Below are 16,854 nucleotides of genomic sequence, written 5' to 3' on the forward strand. Positions count from 1 at the left end.
GATTCCCGATGTTCGATATTCTGTGGCGCGGCCTGGCGATCGGCGCCGGCGCAACCATCCTGATGGACCTCTGGGCGATATTGCTCACCAAGGTCTTCGGCCAGGCGGCGCCGAACTGGGCGCCGGTCGGCCGCTGGTTCTGGCACCTTCGCCGCGGCAAGGTCTTTCACGACAGCATCGCCGATGCCGAACCCTATGCCAATGAGCTGGCGCTCGGCTGGATCAGCCACTATGCCGTCGGCATTCTCTATGGGGTGATCTTCGCGCTCATCATGGGGCAGGGCTGGCTCGCCGCGCCGACATTCCTTCCCGCCTGGATCTTCGGCATTATCACCGTCGGGGCAGGGTGGTTCCTGCTGCAGCCAGGCCTCGGCATCGGCTGGGCCGCCTCAAAACATCCAAACCCCAACAAGGTCCGCTGCTTCAACCTGCTGGCGCATACGGTGTTTGCGCTGGGACTCTATGGTACGGCGCTGATCATTCGCTAGACCATAGAAGACCCCTCCCCAACCCCTCCCCACAAGGGGGAGGGGCTAAGATGCCGCACCGCTTTGCATAACCTCTGTCGTAGCAATCCTAGAACGATCACAGCCAGCACGGCTTCTCTTTTTTTGTCGCTGCCGGGGACCAGAGCTTAGTCCCTCTCCCTTGTGGGGAGGGGTCTTCTCCACCTCTCTATCCCAACAACCCAATCTTACCGCGCCGCCCAATTGGCGCCGCGGCGGAAGATGGTCTTCATCTCCGGCACGTCGAACTCCTTGGCCTGGTGGCCGAGTGAGGAATAGAAGACGCGGCCCTTGCCGTATTTGCGCTTCCAGACCACGGGCATGACGACGCCGTCGATCCAGTAGGCGTGCTCGCCGGTGAATTTCGTCGTCGCCAGCACCTCGTTCGAGGGGTCGACATGCATGTAATATTGCTCGGAAGTGTAGGGGAAATCGGCGATCCCCTCCACCAGCGGATCGTCGGGCCGGGTGATGTTGACGGTATAGTCGATGATGTTGCCGGGGTGGGCCACCCACTGGCCGCCGATGATGAACTGGTAGTCGACGGAGTCGCGGAAGGCATCGCCGGCGCCGCCGTGATAGCCGGCAATGCCGACGCCGCTTTCGATCGCAGCCGCGAGGTTCTTGACCTCCTCCTTCTCGATCTTCGACATCGTCATGATCGGCACGACGAGGCTGAGATCATGGACGGAAGGGTCGGCGAGCGCCTCGGTGCCGTGTTCGAGATAGACCTTGAAGCCGTCCTCCTCGAGCATGGTCTTGATGATTTCGGCGCATTCCTGCGGCTCGTGGCCGCTCCAGCCGCCCCAGACGATCAGTGCTTCACGCATAGTCTTTCCTCCTGAAATTATTTCGCCAGCCGTCCGTCGACGATGGAATCGGACAAGGGGGCAGGGCGCTCCGTCGCCGTGGTAATATCAACCGTCCTGCCGGTCGCGGCCGCGGTGTGGAAGGCTTCCATGACTTCGAGCACATGCAGCGCCAAATCGCCGTTGGCGCGATGCGGCCGGTTGGAGCGGATCGCATGCGCCATGTCGGCGACGCCGAGCGAGCGGTAATTGCCGTCGGCATAGGGTGATGTCACCGGCTGGTCTTCGAATTCGCCGCCCTTCTTCAGGTATTCGACAGGGCCTCCGAATTTGTTCGGATCGGGAACGATCAACGTGCCCTCGGTGCCGTAGACTTCGAGCGGCACATGTTTGTGACCGGCGACATCGAAGCTCATGACGATCTGCACGACGGCGCCATTGGCAAAACTCATCATGCCGGCGACATGTGTCGGCACGTGCACGGGAATGCGCTCGCCGTTGCGCGGCTCGCTGGTCACAAGCCGTTCGGCCCGCGGCGTCGTCGCAAAGCCGGCGACTTGAGAAACCGGCCCGAGAAGATTGACGAGATCGGTGATGTAATAGGGACCCATGTCGAGCATCGGCCCGCCGCCGACCTCGTAAAAGAAGGCCGGGTTCGGATGCCAGCGCTCATGGCCCGGGCACATGAAGCTTGCCGAGCCGCCGACCGGCTGACCGATGACACCTTGGTCGATCAGCGCGCGCGCCGTCTGATGGCCGCCGCCGAGGAAGGTGTCGGGCGCCGCGCCGATACGAAGATTGCGGGCGCGGGCCGCCTCGGCCAATTTTTTCCCTTCCGCGAAATTAATCCCCAGCGGCTTTTCCGAATAGGTGTGTTTGCCGGCGTCGAGCGCCTGCATGGCGACCGCGACATGCGCCTTGGGAATGGTCAGATTGACGATGATCTCGACCTTGGGATCGGCGAAAAGCTCCTCGATCGACTTGGCGGGGACGTTGAATTCCGCAGCCTTCGCCTCTGCCAGTTCGCGGTTGAGGTCGGCGACGCCGCGGATCTCGAGAATGGGGAAGGATGCCATTGCCTTGAGATAGGCGCCCGAAATATTGCCGCATCCAATGATGCCGATACCGACTTTATCCATGAATTCCTCCATTGATCTTGATCTGTGCGCCGCTCAGAGCGCCGGCCCTGTCGTGTTCCAGGGCGATTCGTAGAGTTCGTAGAGCGCCACCGCAGCCGCACCCTGCGCCCAGAAATCATCACTCGAATCGTCAAAGACGAGTTCGCTCACCCCCTTCAGCGAGGGCGGAATTGCCAGCGCATAGGCATCGCGCAGGCTGTTCAGAAAGGGTTCGCCGAGCGCCAGGCTGGAGCCGACAAGGATGACCCGCGGCGGTGCAAACAGGGTGACGATGTTGGCAATCGTCAATCCCACCGCTTCGCCGGCGCGGATGGCCGCACTGATCAGCCGGTCGTCATCGGCCTTGATCAAAGCCTGGGCATGGGTCATTCCGCGCCCGAGGCGGATCGCTTCGGCAAAACGCCCGTCGGTCTGCTGTTCGCCGAGAATGGCGCTTTCGCCGGCCTGGCTGAACAACCTAACCACGCCATTTGGCCCCATGCCGAGCACGAGGTCGCCGAGATTGTGGCTGAGCCCGCCGGCGCCGCGGAACAGGCTGTTGCCGTGCAAGACGCCGAGCCCCAGCGTTTGTTCCAGCGAAATCAGCACCATATCCTCGAGATCGCGAGCCTTGCCGAACCAGTGATGGCCGAGGGTGATGGCGTGGGCGTCGCTTTCGACGATGGTCGGCGTTGCCAGCCGCGTCGACATTTCGGCGGCGAAATCGACATTGATGTCGCGGAAGATCGGGCTGCTTCTGATGTAGCCAGTGCGATGTTCGATGACGCCGGGAAAACCGAGGCAGATGCTGTCGACATCTTCGAGCGACAGCCCGGCATCGACGACGCAGCGCCTGACACCGTCTTCGACCAGATCGGCGATGACGCCGATCGGCTGGCGGTCGATGCGGATCGGCAAGGCGAGCTTCGACAGCACGTCGCCGCGGAAATTGGTGACGACGAACACCATCCTGTTGGCGGCGATCTTGGCGCCGACGACGCGGGCCGCATCGGGATTGAGTTCCAGAGCCACACGTGGCCGCCCACGCACCGCCTCGTTGCGGATGTCGCCTTCGTGACGCGGCAGGATCAGCCCGTCATCGAGCAGCGAGGCGGTGATCGCCGAAACGGTGGTGGTGGAGAGTTGGGTGCGCTCGCTGATCTCGATGCGCGAGATCGGACCATGGCGCCGGACGGTATCGAGCACGTTCAAGCGATTGATCGCGCGCATTAATTCAGGATCTGCGGTCTTCATTGGAATTAGCCAGGCGATCGTTTCGTTGCTGCGGAACCCGAATATTTTTAACGGGTTACGAAATAAATAACGGGCAAATCCTCGGTGCTGTCAAGCGCATTTGATAAAAATACAGGCATTGGGTTGACATTGTGCGAAAGCTCCGTTGAATTAATCCGCATTGGGGAAAAATTGTGAGGATAGGTCCCCTGGGAGGAAAATCATGAATTTTATGTTGAAGAGCGCCGCTCTCGGCGGCAGGCGCATCGCATCCATGGCCGCGGCAGCCGGCATGCTGCTGGCGGGAGCCGGGGCTGCCTCGGCGACGACGGTGGTCAAGTGGCTGCATCTCGAACTCGACCCGAAAAACGTCGCCGCCTGGGAAGACATCGTCAAGAAATACGAGGCCCAGCATCCCGACGTCGACATCCAGATGCAGTTCCTCGAAAACGAGGCCTTCAAGGCCAAGCTTCCGACATTGCTGCAGTCCGACGACGTGCCGGATTTCTTTTTCAGCTGGGGCGGCGGCGTTCTGAAGCAGCAGTCCGAGACCGGCGCGCTGCAGGATGTGACGGCAGCGCTCGATGCCGATGGCGGCAAATTGCGCAAGGCCTATACTCCGGCTTCGGTCGATGGCCTGACCTTCGAGGGCAAGACCTGGGCGATCCCCTACAAGGTCGGCCTGGTCAGCTTCTTCTATAACAAGGCGCTGTTTGCCAAGGCAGGCGTCAAGGCCGAGGACATCAAGAGCTGGAGCGATTTTCTCACCACGGTCAAGAAGATCAAGGCGGCCGGCATCGTGCCGATTGCCGGCGGCGGCGGTGAAAAATGGCCGATCCACTTCTACTGGAGCTATCTCGTCATGCGCGAAGGCGGCCAGAAGGTCTTCGACGCGGCCAAGAATGGTGAGGGCGAAGGTTTCCTCGATCCGGCGATCATCAAGGCCGGCGACGACCTCGCCGAGCTCGGCAAGCTCGAACCTTTCCAGCCCGGTTATCTCGGCGCAAGCTGGCCGCAGACGCTCGGTGTCTTCGGCGACGGCAAGGCGGCGATGATCCTGGGCTTTGAAGCGACCGAGGCCAACCAGCGCAAGAATGCCGGCGACGGCAAGGGGCTTTCGCCCGACAATATCGGCCGTTTCGTCTTCCCGACGGTCGACGGCGGCGCCGGCAAGCCGACCGATACGCTCGGCGGCCTGAACGGCTGGGCCGTCACCAAGAAGGCATCGAAGGAAGCGCTCGATTTCCTCGCTTTCCTGACCAACGCCGAGAACGAGCGGGCGATGGCCAAATTGGGCATGCTTCTGCCCGTGGCCGTCGGCGCCGATGATGGCGTCGTCAATCCGTTGCTGGCCGAATCGGCCAAGCAGCTTGCGGGTTCGACCTGGCACCAGAACTTCTTCGACCAGGATCTGGGCGCCGCCGTCGGCCGTGTCGTCAACGACGTCTCGGTGGAAATCGTCTCCGGCCAGATGAAGTCCAAGGACGGCGCCCAGATGATCCAGGACGCTTTCGAACTGGAACAATAACCAGCGCCCGCAGACCCCTGTCGGCGCTCCAAAAGTGGAGCGCCGACATTGCTGCCGACGAGATGCGAAAGCAGGAACCATGGCCAATATATCAGTCCTATCGACACCGAGTGCCGCAAGGCCGGCAAGACGAGCCGCAAACAGCAGAAGCTCGGTTGCGCACGACCGCTTGACCGTGCTGCTGATCTTTCTGCCGCCGGCGTTGCTGCTCTTCACGCTCTTCGTCATCATGCCGATGGGCGAGGCGGCCTGGTACAGCCTCTACAAGTGGAACGGCTACGGCACGCCGACCGAGTTCATTGCGCTGCGCAATTTCCAGGTGCTGTTCCGCAATGCGGCGTTCACCCAGGCGCTGGTCAATAACGGCCTGATCATCGTCATCTCGATCTGCATCCAGGTGCCGCTCGCCATCTGGCTGGCCACCATGCTGGCCCACCGCATTCCCGGTGTCGTCGGTTATCGCCTGATCTTCTTCCTGCCCTACGTGCTGGCCGATGTTGCCGCAGGCCTGATCTGGCGCTTCGTCTATGACGGCGATTACGGCCTGTTTGCCGCCATTTCCAATTTCTTCGGCTTCGCCAACCCTTACGTGCTCGCCGACAAGGACGTGGCGATCTATGCCGTGCTCGGGGTCATCGTCTGGAAATATTTCGGCTTTCACATGATGCTGTTCATCGCCGGCCTGCAATCGGTCGACAAGAGCGTGCTGGAGGCGGCCGAAATCGACGGCGCCACCGGCTGGCAGAAGTTCCGTTACGTCACGCTGCCGCTGCTCGGCTCGACCCTGCGTCTGTCGATCTTCTTTGCGGTCGTCGGCTCGCTGCAGCTCTTCGACATGATCATGCCGCTGACCGGCGGCGGGCCGTCCAACTCGACCCAGACGATGGTCACCTTTCTCTACACCTATGGCGTCATGCGCATGCAGGTCGGCCTCGGCAGCGCCGTCGGCGTCGTGCTGTTCGTCATCTGCGTGACGCTCGCCTTCGGTTACAAAAGGATCTTCATGCGCCATGACTGATATGAGCTCTTCCATCCGCATGCGCACGTCGACCCGCATCTATCTCTACGTGTCGCTGAGCCTGATCGCGGCGATCGTGCTGGTGCCGCTGCTGACGACGGCGCTCGGCGGCTTCAAGACGCTGGGCGACCTGCGCACCAATCCCTTCGGGCTTCCGAGCGAATGGCAATGGACGAATTATACCGACATTCTGTTCGGCGAACGCTACTGGCTGCAGATCGGCAATTCGCTGATCATTGCAGCTCTCACCGTGTTGCTGACTCTGATCGTCTCGTCGATGGCGGCTTTCGCCTTTGCCCATGTCCGCTTCTTCGGCTCGTCCTTCCTGCTCAACTATTTCCTGCTCGGGCTGATGTTTCCGGCGGCGACCGCGATCCTGCCGCTGTTCATCCGCATCCGTGATCTCGGCCTGTTGAACACCTATTGGGGCGTGGTGCTGCCGCAGGTGGCCTTCGGCCTCGGCATGAGCATCCTGTTATTCCGGAACTATTTCCGCAATCTTCCGGAGGAATTGTTCCAGGCGGCCTTCGTCGACGGTTGCGGTTATATGAGATTTTTCTGGCATATCTCGCTGCCGCTTTCCCGGCCGATTGTCGCCACCGTCAGCATCATCTCGTTCGTCGGCAGCTGGAACAGCTACATCCTGCCGCTGATCATGCTGAACTCGGAATCCAAATATCCCTGGCCGCTCGGCATCATGGTCTATCGCGGCGAATACGGCACGGAATGGCAGCTGGTGCTGGCCTTCATCACGCTGACCATCCTTCCCACCATCATCGTTTTTTTCGTCGCCCAGAGACACATCATCGCCGGATTGACTGCCGGCGCCGTGAAGTCCTGAGCCGAACCATTGGAGGTGTTATCATGGCATCTGTTGAACTGAATGATGTAAGCAAGGCCTATGGCTCAGTCGACGTCATCCACGGCATTTCGCTTCATATCGAGGATGGCGAATTCGTCGCCCTCGTCGGCCCGTCCGGCTGCGGAAAATCGACGCTGCTGCGGATGATCGCCGGCCTCGAGGAGATCACCGACGGCGAGATCGCCATCGGCGGCAATGTCGTCAACGCCATGACGCCGCGCGAGCGCAACATCGCCATGGTCTTCCAGTCCTATGCGCTCTATCCGCACATGACGGTCGCCGAAAACATGGGCTTCAATCTGAAGCTCGCCGGCGTCGCCAAACCGCAGATCGAGGCCCGCGTCACTGAAGCCGCCCGCATGCTCGATCTCGCCACACTGCTCGACCGCAAACCGGCCCAGCTTTCCGGCGGCCAGCGCCAGCGCGCCGCCATGGGCCGCGCCGTCGTGCGCAATCCGGCCGTCTTCCTGTTCGACGAGCCGCTCTCCAACCTCGATGCGAAACTGCGCGTGCAGATGCGCTCGGAGATCAAGACGCTGCACCAGAAGGTGAGAACCACCTCGATCTATGTCACCCACGACCAGATCGAAGCGATGACGCTTGCCGACCGCATCGTCGTGCTCAATCAGGGCAGGGTGGAGCAGCAGGGCACGCCGCTCGAACTTTACCGGAAGCCGGCCAATCTCTTCGTTGCCGCCTTTATCGGATCGCCGGCAATGAACATGCTCGACGGCACGGTCGATGGTGTAAACGGCGAACCCGCCGCCCGCCTCGAAGACGGCAGGGCGATCCGCCTCGCGCCCGACCGCAAGGTCAAGGCCGGCCAGGCCATCACCATCGGCCTGCGCCCCGAACATCTCATTCCCGGCGTCGCCGCCGGCACACCGCTCGCCGGCCGCACGATGCTGGTGGAACCGACAGGCGCCCAGACCCACGTGGTCTTCGATCTCGCCGGACAACAGGTCACCGCCATCGTCGACGGCGAATACCCCGCCAGCTACGGCGCGGTATTCGAGGCAAGCATCGCCAGCGACCAAGTGCATGTCTTCGATCGCGGGAGTGGAGTGGCGCTGTAGGTGGATGGCCGGCTGGGCATACGACTATCCTCGGCCGAGGAGATTGCCGAAACCGGCCCCTCACCCTAACCCTCTCCCCGTAAACGGGGCGAGGGGACGTGCCACGCGAGAGATGGGCGAGGAACGGAGAGGCCGCGGCATATCACCTTCTCCCCGCGAGCGGGGAGAAGGTGCCGGCAGGCGGATGAGGGGCACCTCGGGAGAGTTGCCCAGTCCGAGGATGACCTAATAAAAAGCGAAATGCCGCCTTCGATCTCCGGCTTACTCAGCCGCAATCCGCTCAACGCCGTTGGCCTGCACGATCTTCTCCAGCAGCGCCAGCTCTTCCTGGGTGAGATCCGTCAGAGGCGGGCGCACCGGCCCGGGATTCTGCCCAAGGACCCGCAGGCCGGCCTTGATGATCGAGACGGCGTAGCCCTTCTTGCGGTTGCGCAGGGCGACGAAGGGGAAGAAGAAGCTCTTCAGGATCTCGTCGACGGTCGGCTGGTCGCCGGTGCGCAAAGCGCCGTAGAAGCGCTGGGCCAGCGCCGGGACGAAGTTGAAGACGGCCGACGAATAGGTCGTCACGCCGGCGGCGAAATAGGCTTGGGCATAGACCTCATGGGTCGGCATGCCGCCGACATAGACGAGGCGATCGCCCAGCAGGGTGGTGATCTCGATGACCTTGTCGACGTCGCCGACGCCGTCCTTGAAGCCGATCAGGTTCGGGCATTCCTCGGCAAGTCGCGCAATGCTTTCGGCCGTCAGGACGGCGTTGTCGCGGTTATAGACGATGACGCCGATGCCGACCGATTGGCAGACCGCCTTGACATGGGCGATGAGGCCGGCCTGCTCGGCAAACATCAGATAGGGCGGCAGCAGCAATAGTCCGTCGGCGCCGGCCTTTTCGGCCGCCTTTGCGATCTCGATGGCGAGCGACGTGCCGTAGCCGGTGCCCGAGATGATCGGCGTCTTGCCGGCCGCGGCCTTGGCGGCGCGGACGACCTGCGGGATTTCGGCCGGATTGAGGGAGAAGAACTCTCCGGTGCCGCCGGCGGCAAACAGCGCAGCCGCGTCATAACCCGAAAGCCACTCGACATGGCGACGGTACTTCGCCTCGTCGAATATGAGCTGATCGTCGAAATGCGTCACCGGAAACGAGAGGAGACCACTACCGACGGCCTTCTTCAATTCAATCGGGTTCATCATGAAAGTCCTGTTCCTTACCTGTTGAAATTGGCCGTCTCAGGCGCTTTCGAGCGTCTGCAGAAGGGCCGCGATATAGCCGTAGCAGTAGGCAAATGCGGTGGCGGAAGGGTCCTTGCCACTGACGGTCGGCACGTGGTCCGGCATCAGCATGTATTTGAAGCCGACTTCCTTGTAGATCCTGGCCGAGCGGAGCATGTCCATGTCGCCCTCGTCGGGGAAGGTCTCCATGAAGGAGAGTTTGCCGCCGCGGATATTGCGAAAGTGAACATTGAAGATCTTGTTGCGTTCGCCGAACCAGCGAATGACGTCGTCGATCTCCTTGCCGGGATTTTCGAGCATTTCGCCGATCGAGCCCTGGCAGAAATTGAGGCCGTGATAGGGGTTTTCGCGCATCAGCACGAACTTCTTCAGGCCTTCGACGGTGCCGAGCACCCGCGTGACGCCGCGAAAGCCGGGCGGTGTATAGGGATCGTGCGGATGGCAGGCGAGCCTGACCCGGTTGCTCGCAGCGACGGGAACAACGCGTTCGAGGAAATAATCGATCCGCTCCCAGTTTTCGTCTTCGGAGAGAACGCCGGCAAGACCGGGTGCTGCCTGCTGATCCGCCTTGTCCCAGCGGAAGCTGGCATTCATCGAGCCGCCGCGTCCCGGTTCATCCGGTGTGCGGGGAATGCCGATCAGGTTGAGATTGTATTTGACGGCCGGAATGCCGGCCGCCGCGGTATTCTCGATCAGCTTGCAGACGGCGTCGATCTGTCTGTCGCGCTCCGGGCCGGCAAGCAGGATATCGGGATAGGACGCCTTCTCGATCGGCTGCGAGGGGAGGGGCAGCTGGATCATGTCGAGGATCAGGCCGAAGCTTTCAACCTTGTCGCGGTGGCGCTCGAGGTCGGAAAGCGTCCAGCTGCTCGGTTCTCCCGGCGGGTCGGCGTTGATATGCTTCACGCCCAGTTGCGCAAAGATACGATAATCGTCGTCATCCCGCGCGGCGACCTGTGTTCCCAGATACATTTGAGTCTCTTTCGAAATTACACAATGTCATATGACATAATATGAATTTTGAAGAGAGTCGAGCCCTATTGTTGTTCGGCGAGCATCCGGTAGCGACGCTGGCTGGCCATCATGTGGGCACGCATCGCCTGGCGGGCGCGTTCCGGATCCTGGTCGGCAATGGCCGACAGGATTTCAACGTGCTCGGCATAGACCTTTTGCAGATAGTCCCGGTCATTGGCCTCGGGCAGCGTCGGAAACTGGCCGCGAGGGATGGCTTTGGGGCCGAATTGGCGCAGGATATCGACGTAGAATCGGTTGTTGGTGGCTGCGGCGATCGCCATGTGGAAGGCGTAGTCCGCCTCCACCGTCTGCTGTCCGGTTTCGATCAGGTTTGCCATGCGGCGGTTGGCCTCACGGATCGCAGCCTCCTGCTCGGCCGTGCGGCGATAGGCGGCGATGGCCGCCGCTTCACCCTCGGCCGCCATGCGAAACTCCAGCAATTCCAGGGTTTCCGGGATGCTTTTGATTTCTACGGGCGTCAATGACAGCACCGAATGTGCCTTGGGGTCCGCGACAAAAACGCCTTTGCCCTGGATCGGCTTGACGAAGCCCGCCGACCTGAGGTCGGCAATCGCCTCGCGCACCACGGTGCGGCTGACGCCGAAGGTGGCCTCAAGCTGCGGCTCGGTCGGCAGTTGGTCGCCGACACGCAGCTTCCCCGTCTCGATTTGCGCCCGCAACTGATCGATGACCTGCTGCGCCAGTCTTTGCCGGCCACGGCTGAGTGTTGTCATTTTCCGCTCCCCAATCCCCAACCTCTAATCCCTTTGGCATCAAGTCTCCCGCTCGGGCTTGCAAATCATACCAGACTTCGTTAAATCATAATACGACATACGGGCGACATAATATGTCTTCTATAGTAATCCAGGGAGGAGTGACAATGAAGCATTTTTCAAAAGGCTTGTTCGTCGGCGCCGTTTTCGGCGCCCTGACGGTCGCAGCACCGCAGATGCAGGCCGCGACCCCGCAGGACCAGCTGGTGGTCGGAACATCGCTGGCGCAGGTTCTGTCCCTCGATCCGCAGCAGGCGACCGAAGGCAAAGCCGTCGAGATCATGTCCAATCTTTACGACCGCCTGGTCGCCAGCACGGCGGACGGCAAGATCCTTCCGCAGTTGGCGGAAAGCTGGAAGGTTGACGACAAAGGCATCACTTTCACCCTGCGCAAGGCCAATTTCGCCTCAGGCAACCCGGTCACCTCGAAGGACGTGGTCTATTCATTGGCGCGGCTCTTGAAGGGATCAGGCCGCCGCCGCCAACCTCAAGCGCGTCGGCTACGACAAGAACAATGTCGACAAGCTCGTCAAGGCGGTCGACGACCAGACGGTGCGCATCGATCTCTCCGACCAGGTGACGGCGGAGCTTCTGCTCTACCGGCTGACGACGACGACCACCAGCGTGGTCGACAGCGTCGAGGTCGAGAAACACGCCGTCGATAACGACTATGGAAACGCCTGGATGCGGACGCATTCGGCCGGATCCGGACCGTTCACCCTCAATCGCTGGTCTCCGAACGAACTGGTGATTCTCGATGCCAACAAGGACTATATGACCGGCGCGCCGAAGATGAAGCGCGTCATCGTCCGGCATGTGCCTGAAAGCCAGGTGGAGCGGCTGATGCTCGATCGCGGCGACATCGATATTGCCAGCGCGCTGACGGCCTCCGATCTCGCGACCTTCAAGGACAAGCAGGGCTTTGCCATCCAGCGTATTCCGACAGGCGGCTTCTATGTGCTGTCGATGAATGCCGGCAACCAGTACCTCTCCAACCCGAAGGTCCGCGAGGCCATTGCCTACGGCATCGACTACAAGGGCATCGAGAAGACGATCATGGGTCCATACGGGCGGGCGCGAAACGTTCCCGTTCCGGAGAATTTCGAATATGCGATCCCGAACCCCGATTGGCATCTGGACGTCGAAAAGTCCAAGCAGTTGCTGAGCGAGGCAGGTTTCAAGGACGGCTTCTCATTGACGCTGAAGACCATTGCGCAGACGCCGCGCATCGATCTTGCCACCGCCATCCAGGCATCGCTTGCCCAGGTCGGCATCAAGATCGACATCCAGCAGGGCAATGGCTCGGAAATCATTGCCGCCCATCGCGCCCGGGATTTCGATCTGCTGATCCCGCAGACAAGCGCCTACATGCCGAACGTGCTCGGGTCGATGGAGCAGTTTTCCTCCAATCCCGACAATTCGAAAGAGGCCAACAATGCCGGCAACTTCGTCTGGCGCTCGGCCTGGGACATTCCCGAATTGACGGCGCTGACGGCCAAGGCATCGATGGAGCCGGACGCCAAGAAGCGCGGCGAACTCTACGTCCAGATGCAGAAGATGTTCGTCGAACAGAAGCCGGCCGTGCTGCCGCTCTTCGAGCGCTTTGAGCCGATCGTCCTCAACAGCAAGGTGCAGGGATATATCGGGCATCCGTCTCAGCTCACGCGTCTCGAAAACGTGACCAAGGTAGAAACCCAGTAAGACTCCCAGGGCAAGCCGATCATGAAGGAACTCTCCGTAGCCGAATTTGGCCGACGCCTGGCGCATTTGCTGGTCAGCCTGTTCATCCTCTTATGCGTAACCTTCGTGATCGGCCGCGTCTTGCCCAACGATCCGGTCGGTGCGATCGTCGGCGAACTTGCCGATCCTGCAGCCTATGCGGCGATGCGGGCGCGCCTGGGGCTCGATCTGCCGATCTACCAGCAGTTTTTCCTCTATCTGAACGGGCTGGCGCATGGTGATTTCGGCACTGCCGTTCTCACCGGCAATCCCGTCTCTTCCGACCTCGCCCAGGCGTTTCCGGCGACATTCGAACTGGCGACGCTGGCGGTGATCATTTCAACTTTCGTCGGTGTGCCGCTCGGTCTCACCGCAGCCCTGTTTCGCGACAGCTGGATCGATAAGGTCGCCCGCGTGGTGGCACTCGTCGGCCATTCCATCCCGGTCTTCTGGTTCGGCATCGTCGGGCTGGTCATCTTCTATGCCGGCCTCAACTGGGTCGGCGGGCCGGGCAGGATCGATGTGTTTTACGAAGGCCTCGTCACCCCGCGAACCGGCCTGTTGCTGATCGACAGCCTGCTGCAGGGCGAGACAGAAATCTTCTGGAATGCGCTCGGCCATATCATTCTGCCTGCCGTCATCCTTGCCTATGCGGCGATGGCCTACATCACCCGCATGACCCGCAGTTTCACCCTCGAGCAGCTGAGCCAGGATTACGTCATCGCGGCCCGGGCCAAGGGCGTCAGCCCCACAGGCACGATCTTGCGCCATGTCCTGCCGAACATTGCCGTGCAGCTGATCACGATCCTGGCCATTTCCTATGGCGGGCTGCTCGAAGGCGCCGTCGTCACCGAGATCGTCTTCTCCTGGCCAGGCATCGGCCAGTACATGACGAACGCGCTGATGATCGGCGATATGAACGCCATCGTCGCCGGCACCATCATTGTGGGATTCATTTTCATGTTGTTGAACTTCCTGGCCGACGTCGCCTACGCCATCTTTGATCCGCGCATGCGGGAGGCGGCCCGATGAGCGATGTTGTCCGCAGCGAAATCCAGATCCGTCCTCCGAGCGTCCCGAGCCGCATGGCGGCGTCGTTTGCGCGCGCCGGCCGCAAATTGGCCGCCGAACCGCTTGGTCTTGCCGGCTTCGTCATCCTCGGTCTGCTCTGCATCGTCGCGATCTTCGCGCCGCTTCTGGCGCCTTATGATCCGGTCGTGCAGTCGCTTGGCGATGCACTGCAGCCCCCGAGCCTGGCGCATTGGGCCGGCACCGATGAATTCGGCCGCGACATTCTGAGCCGGCTGATCTTCGGCACCCGCATCACCATTCAGACCGTACTGTCGATCTCCCTGATCGTCGGGCCGATCGGCCTGTTGATCGGCGTCGTCGCCGGCTTCTTCGGCGGGCGCACCGATGCGCTGCTGATGCGCGCCACCGATATCGTCCTGTCCTTCCCGTCGCTGATCCTGGCGCTGGCCTTTGCCGCCGCGCTCGGTGCGGGCCTGGGCACGGCGATCATCGCCATCTCGCTGACGGCCTGGCCGCCGATTGCCAGGCTCGCCCGCGCCGAAGCCCTTGTCGTCAGAAATGCCGACTATGTGGTCGCCGCCCGCCTTTACGGCGCTTCGCCGATCCGCATTCTTCTCCTCTATATCGCGCCGATGTGCGTTCCCTCCGTCATCGTCCGCCTGACCCTCAACATGGCCGGCATCATCCTGACGGCGGCCTCACTCGGCTTTCTCGGCCTCGGCGCCCAGCCGCCGGCGCCGGAATGGGGCGCGATGATCTCCAACGGCCGCAAGTTCATGCTCGATTATTGGTGGGTCGCCGTCATGCCGGGTATCGCCATCCTGCTGACCAGCCTTGCCTTCAACATCGCCGGAGATGCTCTGCGCGACATTCTGGATCCCCGCCATGCAAGATCATGATCTGCAACCGGTTCTGTCCGTCAAAGGATTGAGCGTCCGTTTCGGGCGAGGCGCCGTGCCCGCCGTCTCCAATGTCAGTTTCGACGTCGGGCGCGAGCGTGTCGGCATCGTCGGCGAATCCGGCTCCGGCAAGTCGACGACCGGTCGTGCCATCATGCGTCTGCTGCCGCCGGCCGCCGTCGTCACCGCTGAACGTCTTGATCTCGGCGGCGATCCGTTGCTGTCGAAGAGCGAGCGGCAGATGGGCGCGCTTCGTGGCAAGGATATCGCCCTGATCATGCAGGATCCGCGTTATTCGCTGAATCCGGTGCTGTCGATCGGCAAGCAGATCGCCGAGGCTGCGCGCCTTCACCTCAGTCTTGGCAAGAGCCAGGCGTTCGACGCCGCCCGCGCCATGCTCGAGCGCGTGCGCATCAGTGATCCCGATCGGGTCATGGCGCTTTATCCGCACCAGATATCGGGCGGCATGGGCCAGCGCGTGATGATCGCCATGATGCTGCTGGCGCGGCCGAAGCTTGTCATTGCCGACGAACCGACCTCGGCACTCGATGTCAGCGTTCGCAAGGACGTGCTGTTGCTGCTCGACGAACTGGTGCGCGAGAACAATTCCGGCCTGCTGTTGATCAGCCATGACATTCGCATGGTCGCGGCCTTTTGCGAGCGCATCATCGTCATGTATGCCGGCCGCATCGTCGAAACGCTGACCAGTCTCGAAGAGGCCCGCCATCCCTATACCCGCGGGCTGATAGCAGCACTGCCCGACCCAAAGAACCCGGTTCGCCGGCTTGCGGTTCTTGATAGGGCAAAACTCGATCTGGAGACGGCGCAATGATCAATGTCCGCGACCTCGATGTCGTCTTTGCCTCGGGCAAATCAAGCAATCATGTCGTCCGCGGCATCAGTTTTCAGGTCAACCAGGGTGAGACGCTCGGCATCGTCGGCGAATCCGGCTGCGGCAAATCGACGGTGCTGCGTTGCCTTGCAGGCATGGAGGCAGGTTGGACCGGCCAGATCGAGCTTGGCGGCAAGCCGATCGGCAAGAGGCGCTCCCGCGAGGAGCTGAAATTTGCCCAGATGGTGTTTCAGGACCCTTACGGATCCCTGCATCCGCGCCAGCGCATCGGCACGGCGCTCGCCGAGCCGCTGCGCGCCATGGGCCATTCCGAGATTTGGGCGAAGGTCGAAAGAGCCTTGATCCAGGTGGGACTGCCGACAAGCTTCGCCAATCGTTTTCCCCATGAGCTTTCCGGCGGCCAGAGGCAGCGCGTGGCCATCGCCCGGGCGCTGATCCTGTCGCCGCCGATCCTGCTGCTCGACGAGCCGACATCGGCGCTCGACGTCTCGGTCCAGGCCGAAATTCTCAACCTGCTTGCCGATCAGCGAGAGGAAAAGGGGCTGACCTATCTGCTGGTCAGCCACGACCTCGCGGTTATCGCCCATATGTGCGACCGGGTACTGATCATGAAAAACGGCTGCTTCGTCGACGAACTCACCAGTGCGGATCTGCAGGCCGGCACCACCCATGATGCCTATGCGCGCGAGCTGTTTGAAGCGAGCTTTATGGAAGCTTGAGATTGTCGTCTTGTATCGCTTTGCGGTTGCGCAGATGGCTGCCCCTCACCCTAACCCTCTCCCCGTAAAAAACGGGGCGAGGGGACGTGCCCTGCGAGAGCGAGGAGGGAACGGAGAGGTCACGGCATATCCCCTTCGCCCCGTTTACGGGGGTCCGAAGGACGGGTCGAGACCCGTGGCTCGACCCCGGGCGGTGCCGGCAGCCGGATGAGAATCTGTGTTGGTTGTCAAGGCGGATTTGGGGTCCAGAGGCGGTCCTGAGCTAAGAGGCAGTTAGCGAGAACGAGAAGTTTGCGCATGACGGCGACTAGGATCACCTTGGGTGGTTTTCCTGTGGCTTTGAGTGTGTCTGCGAAACGAGCAAGAGCGGGATTGTAGCGACAAGCCGACAAGGCGGCCATGTAGAGTGCACGCCGGGGTGCGGGCCTGCCGGCGCGAATGGAACGACGCCCGGTTCGCGCGCCGCTG

15 protein-coding genes and 1 pseudogene are annotated in these 16,854 nt (G+C 61.7%); 10 read left to right on the forward strand and 6 right to left on the reverse strand.

The window, feature by feature from the left end; translation table 11 throughout:
- The first annotated feature begins 8 nt into the window (after positions 1-8).
- The gene (locus RLEG4DRAFT_RS19210; RefSeq protein ID WP_003579140.1) at positions 9-488 is read left to right on the forward strand and encodes a DUF2938 domain-containing protein; all 480 of its coding nucleotides are present in this window, start codon (positions 9-11) and stop codon (positions 486-488) included.
- 206 nt (positions 489-694) lie between these two features.
- Here RLEG4DRAFT_RS19210 and RLEG4DRAFT_RS19215 read toward each other — a convergent pair whose 3' ends face one another.
- From RLEG4DRAFT_RS19215 to RLEG4DRAFT_RS19225, 3 genes are read right to left on the reverse strand one after another with little or no spacing between them, the layout of a single operon-like run.
- Entirely contained in the window at positions 695-1,336 is a 642-nt protein-coding gene (locus tag RLEG4DRAFT_RS19215) for a ThuA domain-containing protein (RefSeq protein ID WP_003579141.1), read from the reverse strand.
- Positions 1,337-1,353: 17 nt separating this feature from the next.
- Positions 1,354-2,454, reverse strand: a complete 1,101-nt coding sequence (locus RLEG4DRAFT_RS19220; RefSeq protein ID WP_003579142.1) for a Gfo/Idh/MocA family protein — start codon at positions 2,452-2,454, stop codon at positions 1,354-1,356.
- A 33-nt stretch (positions 2,455-2,487) separates the two neighbouring features.
- Positions 2,488-3,687 (reverse strand): ROK family transcriptional regulator, encoded by a 1,200-nt coding sequence (locus RLEG4DRAFT_RS19225; protein ID WP_003579144.1) that lies wholly within the window; start codon positions 3,685-3,687, stop codon positions 2,488-2,490.
- Positions 3,688-3,889: 202 nt separating this feature from the next.
- On the opposite strand from RLEG4DRAFT_RS19225, the gene RLEG4DRAFT_RS19230 reads away from it, so the two are divergent.
- The 4 genes from RLEG4DRAFT_RS19230 (at position 3,890) to RLEG4DRAFT_RS19245 (ending at position 8,150) form a co-directional block, all read left to right on the forward strand.
- Complete coding sequence (locus RLEG4DRAFT_RS19230) at positions 3,890-5,194, forward strand: ABC transporter substrate-binding protein (RefSeq protein WP_003579146.1); 1,305 nt, start codon at positions 3,890-3,892, stop codon at positions 5,192-5,194.
- A gap of 79 nt (positions 5,195-5,273) precedes the next feature.
- Complete coding sequence (locus RLEG4DRAFT_RS19235; protein ID WP_003579147.1) at positions 5,274-6,212, forward strand: carbohydrate ABC transporter permease; 939 nt, start codon at positions 5,274-5,276, stop codon at positions 6,210-6,212.
- Entirely contained in the window at positions 6,205-7,053 is an 849-nt protein-coding gene (locus RLEG4DRAFT_RS19240; RefSeq protein WP_003579149.1) for a carbohydrate ABC transporter permease, read from the forward strand. The genes RLEG4DRAFT_RS19235 and RLEG4DRAFT_RS19240 overlap by 8 nt, the downstream gene beginning before the upstream one ends.
- Positions 7,054-7,076: 23 nt before the next feature.
- Positions 7,077-8,150 carry an ABC transporter ATP-binding protein gene (locus RLEG4DRAFT_RS19245; protein ID WP_003579151.1) on the forward strand — a complete coding sequence of 358 codons (1,074 nt, stop codon included), beginning with the start codon at positions 7,077-7,079 and terminating at the stop codon, positions 8,148-8,150.
- 261 nt (positions 8,151-8,411) lie between these two features.
- On the opposite strand, the gene kdgD is transcribed toward RLEG4DRAFT_RS19245, so the two are convergent.
- The 3 genes from kdgD to RLEG4DRAFT_RS19260 all read right to left on the reverse strand — a co-directional run bounded on the left by kdgD (position 8,412) and on the right by RLEG4DRAFT_RS19260 (position 11,125).
- Positions 8,412-9,338 (reverse strand): 5-dehydro-4-deoxyglucarate dehydratase, encoded by a 927-nt coding sequence (gene kdgD / locus RLEG4DRAFT_RS19250; protein WP_003579154.1) that lies wholly within the window; start codon positions 9,336-9,338, stop codon positions 8,412-8,414.
- 36 nt (positions 9,339-9,374) lie between these two features.
- A complete protein-coding gene (locus RLEG4DRAFT_RS19255) occupies positions 9,375-10,349 on the reverse strand; it encodes a mannonate dehydratase (protein ID WP_003579156.1) in 975 nt (324 codons plus the stop codon).
- 65 nt (positions 10,350-10,414) lie between these two features.
- Positions 10,415-11,125 (reverse strand): FadR/GntR family transcriptional regulator, encoded by a 711-nt coding sequence (locus RLEG4DRAFT_RS19260; RefSeq protein WP_003579158.1) that lies wholly within the window; start codon positions 11,123-11,125, stop codon positions 10,415-10,417.
- 146 nt (positions 11,126-11,271) lie between these two features.
- On the opposite strand from RLEG4DRAFT_RS19260, the pseudogene RLEG4DRAFT_RS19265 reads away from it, so the two are divergent.
- The 5 genes and pseudogenes from RLEG4DRAFT_RS19265 to RLEG4DRAFT_RS19285 all read left to right on the forward strand — a co-directional run bounded on the left by RLEG4DRAFT_RS19265 (position 11,272) and on the right by RLEG4DRAFT_RS19285 (position 16,386).
- A pseudogene (locus RLEG4DRAFT_RS19265) lies at positions 11,272-12,865 on the forward strand (ABC transporter substrate-binding protein).
- Positions 12,866-12,886: 21 nt separating this feature from the next.
- Complete coding sequence (locus RLEG4DRAFT_RS19270; RefSeq protein ID WP_003579162.1) at positions 12,887-13,915, forward strand: ABC transporter permease; 1,029 nt, start codon at positions 12,887-12,889, stop codon at positions 13,913-13,915.
- Positions 13,912-14,814 (forward strand): ABC transporter permease, encoded by a 903-nt coding sequence (locus RLEG4DRAFT_RS19275; protein WP_003579164.1) that lies wholly within the window; start codon positions 13,912-13,914, stop codon positions 14,812-14,814. The genes RLEG4DRAFT_RS19270 and RLEG4DRAFT_RS19275 overlap by 4 nt, the downstream gene beginning before the upstream one ends.
- Positions 14,801-15,646, forward strand: coding sequence for an ABC transporter ATP-binding protein (locus tag RLEG4DRAFT_RS19280; RefSeq protein WP_003579165.1), 846 nt, complete (start codon positions 14,801-14,803; stop codon positions 15,644-15,646). Before RLEG4DRAFT_RS19275 ends, RLEG4DRAFT_RS19280 begins: the two co-directional genes overlap by 14 nt.
- A complete protein-coding gene (locus RLEG4DRAFT_RS19285; protein ID WP_003579167.1) occupies positions 15,643-16,386 on the forward strand; it encodes an ABC transporter ATP-binding protein in 744 nt (247 codons plus the stop codon). The genes RLEG4DRAFT_RS19280 and RLEG4DRAFT_RS19285 overlap by 4 nt, the downstream gene beginning before the upstream one ends.
- The last annotated feature ends 468 nt before the right edge of the window (positions 16,387-16,854 follow it).

It is taken from the genome of Rhizobium leguminosarum bv. trifolii WSM2297 (genome assembly GCF_000271845.1).

Excerpts from the sequence above, each read along its gene's own strand:
- RLEG4DRAFT_RS19255 (WP_003579156.1), bottom strand. The coding sequence starts at position 10,349 with ATGTATCTGGGAACACAGGTCGCCGCGCGGGATGACGACGATTATCGT.
- RLEG4DRAFT_RS19240 (WP_003579149.1), top strand. The coding sequence starts at position 6,205 with ATGACTGATATGAGCTCTTCCATCCGCATGCGCACGTCGACCCGCATC.
- RLEG4DRAFT_RS19220 (WP_003579142.1), bottom strand. The coding sequence starts at position 2,454 with ATGGATAAAGTCGGTATCGGCATCATTGGATGCGGCAATATTTCGGGC.
- RLEG4DRAFT_RS19275 (WP_003579164.1), top strand. The coding sequence starts at position 13,912 with ATGAGCGATGTTGTCCGCAGCGAAATCCAGATCCGTCCTCCGAGCGTC.
- kdgD (WP_003579154.1), bottom strand. The coding sequence starts at position 9,338 with ATGATGAACCCGATTGAATTGAAGAAGGCCGTCGGTAGTGGTCTCCTC.
- RLEG4DRAFT_RS19270 (WP_003579162.1), top strand. The coding sequence starts at position 12,887 with ATGAAGGAACTCTCCGTAGCCGAATTTGGCCGACGCCTGGCGCATTTG.
- RLEG4DRAFT_RS19230 (WP_003579146.1), top strand. The coding sequence starts at position 3,890 with ATGAATTTTATGTTGAAGAGCGCCGCTCTCGGCGGCAGGCGCATCGCA.
- RLEG4DRAFT_RS19215 (WP_003579141.1), bottom strand. The coding sequence starts at position 1,336 with ATGCGTGAAGCACTGATCGTCTGGGGCGGCTGGAGCGGCCACGAGCCG.
- RLEG4DRAFT_RS19210 (WP_003579140.1), top strand. The coding sequence starts at position 9 with ATGTTCGATATTCTGTGGCGCGGCCTGGCGATCGGCGCCGGCGCAACC.
- RLEG4DRAFT_RS19285 (WP_003579167.1), top strand. The coding sequence starts at position 15,643 with ATGATCAATGTCCGCGACCTCGATGTCGTCTTTGCCTCGGGCAAATCA.
- RLEG4DRAFT_RS19225 (WP_003579144.1), bottom strand. The coding sequence starts at position 3,687 with ATGAAGACCGCAGATCCTGAATTAATGCGCGCGATCAATCGCTTGAAC.
- RLEG4DRAFT_RS19245 (WP_003579151.1), top strand. The coding sequence starts at position 7,077 with ATGGCATCTGTTGAACTGAATGATGTAAGCAAGGCCTATGGCTCAGTC.
- RLEG4DRAFT_RS19235 (WP_003579147.1), top strand. The coding sequence starts at position 5,274 with ATGGCCAATATATCAGTCCTATCGACACCGAGTGCCGCAAGGCCGGCA.
- RLEG4DRAFT_RS19280 (WP_003579165.1), top strand. The coding sequence starts at position 14,801 with ATGCAAGATCATGATCTGCAACCGGTTCTGTCCGTCAAAGGATTGAGC.
- RLEG4DRAFT_RS19260 (WP_003579158.1), bottom strand. The coding sequence starts at position 11,125 with ATGACAACACTCAGCCGTGGCCGGCAAAGACTGGCGCAGCAGGTCATC.